Source organism: Corynebacterium sp. HMSC05D03, assembly GCF_001807205.1.
Taxonomy (GTDB): Bacteria; Actinomycetota; Actinomycetes; order Mycobacteriales; family Mycobacteriaceae; genus Corynebacterium; species Corynebacterium aurimucosum.
Genome location: NZ_KV788167.1, coordinates 1 through 3,157, shown reverse-complemented (window position 1 = coordinate 3,157; position 3,157 = coordinate 1). Strand labels below are relative to the sequence as shown.

The following is a 3,157-nucleotide window of genomic DNA, read 5'->3' as shown; positions in this document are numbered from 1 at the left end:
CACCCTCACCCAGAACGGTCTTGCCATCAGCCTTAGAGATCAGCTCAGCGTTAAGGGTGTATTCCTTACCCGGAACCAGACCCTCATAGGTCACCGTGTCCTCAACCTTTGCACCAGCAACAACCTGAGTCGAACCCTCAGCAAAATTGGCCTTCGTGGAAATCTTTACCCCACCAGGCAGACCCGGCTGGTCAACAGGAACTACTCGCTGACCAAAACCTTTGCGAATACGCCAGTTGCCGTCCGGACCAACAATGGTGATAAAGGCATCAGCCGGCTGACGGTCAATAGTCACCGACGGGTCAACTTTAAACCAAGTATCAAGATCATCATATTTACCAGAGTCACTTATGATCCGGAGGCCTGTGAGGGAAGTAAACTCGTCCTCACTGCCCGTAAAAGCCTCAAAGCGATCAGGATAGGCAACGCCATCCCCCCGAATCACCTTAATAGCCTCTGCGCGACCTCCAGCGTCCGAGACCAGGGCAGCCAAGTAAACGCTGTAATTCGCAGTAAGCCTCTTATCTCCCGCCTTAGTGGCATCACGAAGCTTCATCGCCATACCAATCGCAGCGTCCTGATACTTCGGGTCGTCAAAGCGAAGCGCGCCCGCCGTCGACTTGTGATATTTCCTATTTACAGCCGCCGGATCTTGGGTTGTGAAATCAATGCACCAGCCCCAACCGACGTCATTGCCAGTTTGATTAGTTTTAGGCTTCCCCTCTGGTACACCAGCCCACACCAGTGGACCCCAAGTGGTGTCACGGCCATCTTTCACGTGATGGGGGCTAAGCGTCTCATTCGGCACGAAGTCGGTCGGCTCAGCCGCACCGGCCTTCGTCCAGGGAACGGTGACCATGGCCGCAATCACTGCTATTGCCGTGAAAACAGCAGTAAGGACCATCCACCCCTCTCTGGAAATATTCCTTAATTTACTCATCGTTTCCTCTTCGAATGATGTGAATGTCTACAAGTTGTTCTGCACAGCAGTAAGTTTCCGCTGAGACGATCTGAAATCTGGACGTAGGTTTTTACACCCTGACCGGCGATTTTCCTTAAGAATCTCACGTACTCTTATAGTCCACTCAGGAGACTATCATCACTCACAGCTAGTCGCAAGATAGTTGATTGCTGCATAACTTTTCCTCATACCCTCATATGGCGACATTTCGACAGGTAAAACGTGCTGTGCGCTCGACCTTCAGGCCGTTTTTCGACAATACGTTCGCCTAAATGTTGACACGGCACATAACTCAGATTTTCTTAGATTTCTCCATTTAAGGTTTCTTAAGTTTTTGCATAAGCGTTTCCTTAAGGCGGTGCTGAGCCAACCGACTTCCCACACGGAAGATGCCCCGCACACCTCTCCAACCTGCCGACAAATAGCCCCCAGAAATGCGCAGAAGTGGCCGTGCGTAACACACGGCCACTTCAATCACATTTAGCACCCCGCTCCCCTGCCAAGGCACAGGGTATCATTCCCCTTAACTTATAACGTCACTGTTTCTTTAATCGTCGGTGGAGCGGATGAGTTTCGGGTCGACATCGACAACCGGCTCCGGGACCTCGATGACCTCAATATCGGAGACGGCATTGGCGGACGGCTCCACGGGCTGCGACTCGGCATGGACAGTTCTATCGGCATTCGGGCCGACAGTAATTTTTCCCGCCGCCAGCGCTGCCCTGTCGCGGGCGGTCTCAACGTCTTCGGCAGTCGTGGCCACCATGCCCATGCGGCGGCCGGCATAAGCCCACGGCTTACCAAACAAACGCACGTCCGTTTCCTCATAGGCAAGGGCAGCATCGAGGCCAGAGTAGGAGACATCATCAAGCTCTGCGTCCGCGTGCAAGATGACCGCAGCACCGGGGCTGACCAATGTCACGTCAATGGGGAAGCCCAGAATCGCGCGGACATGTAGCTCAAACTCAGAGAAACGCTGCGTATACCCAGTCAGCATGGCGGTATCCAAAGGACGCGGCGATACCGATGAGAAATACACCTCATCGCCCGCGACGAAGAGCTCCACGCCGTAGACACCGCGCCCTCCCAATTCATTGGAGATACGCGCCGCAACGGAGCGTGCGTTCGCCAGCGCGTCCTCACTCATAGCCATCGGCTGCCAGGACTCCACCAGATCCCCCTTCTCGTGGCGGTGACCAATGGGCTCACTAAACCACGTCGCCATCTTGCCCGTAGCCGGGTCGATGGAACGCACAGCAAGCAGCGTGACCTCATAATCAAAGTCAACGAAGCGCTCCACCACTACGCGCTTATACTCCGAGGACACGTGGCGCACCATGGCCCAGGCCTCCTCCACGTCCTCTTCTTCTTTAAGAAGGATGTGGCCCTTCCCGGAGGTCGTAATATCCGGCTTCACGATGCACGGCAGCCCCAACTCCCCCACTGCCTCTTGCAGCTCCTCAGCGGACTCAGCAAAGCGATAGGCAGTGACGGGCAGGCCGATGCTTTCAGCTACCTCACGCACGCTCTCCCGACACTGTGTCAGCTCACACGCCCGCGCCGAGGGCACGACGGTTGTGCCGAACTCTTCAATACGCTTCAGCGCCTCCACCGCGACGGTTTCCACCTCTGGGACCACGTAGTCTGGCTTGATCTTCTCAGTCAGCTCCCACACCTTGTACGGGTCCCTAATGTCTGCAATGTAGCTAAAGTGCGCAAGCTGCTGCGCGGGTGCTCCTGCGTAGCGGTCCACGGCGTGAACCTCAAGCCCTAAGTTCTGAAAGGCAATTACCAACTGCTTGCCCAGCTCACCCGCTCCCAAGAGCAGCACCTTGGTGGCGTTTCCTGTCAGAGGGGTTCCGATCTGGCCTGCGATGTCGCCTACGGTAGTCATTCTCGAATTATCGCATACTTTTAGCACTGCATTGCTTGGCGACGTCCCCCTATTCCCACCATCCCACTCCTACCGGGCACCGGCTGCCCAGTGCCCCCGCCCCGAACCCTAGGATCACCGAGACCCCCTCCCCACCGCAGGGAAACGGTGGAAAAGGGGGCCTGGTCTTTAGACTGACCTTCTATATGGCAGCCGGCCACTTTGGGCCGACTGGCCCTCGGTATGCGTCAGTGTCTCTCTTACTTGGAGGAACCGTTAGAGGAACCTCCACCCGGCGCACAAGCATCAGCGATAAGGCCAAT

At 55.9% G+C, this 3,157-nt stretch carries 2 protein-coding genes; both read right to left on the bottom strand.

All coding sequences use genetic code 11. The annotated features are described in order from the left end of the window. The coding region (locus tag HMPREF3147_RS12960; protein ID WP_070444207.1) for a VaFE repeat-containing surface-anchored protein at positions 1-904 on the bottom strand (904 nt) is incomplete at its 3' end. A 604-nt stretch (positions 905-1,508) separates the two neighbouring features. Then, positions 1,509-2,855: a formate-dependent phosphoribosylglycinamide formyltransferase gene (gene purT, locus HMPREF3147_RS02365; protein WP_070444205.1), complete on the bottom strand. Its 1,347-nt coding sequence runs from the start codon at positions 2,853-2,855 to the stop codon at positions 1,509-1,511. Positions 2,856-3,157: the final 302 nt, after the last annotated feature.

Coding starts and splice junctions, on each gene's coding strand:
- purT (WP_070444205.1), bottom strand. CDS start 2,855: ATGACTACCGTAGGCGACATCGCAGGCCAGATCGGAACCCCTCTGACA.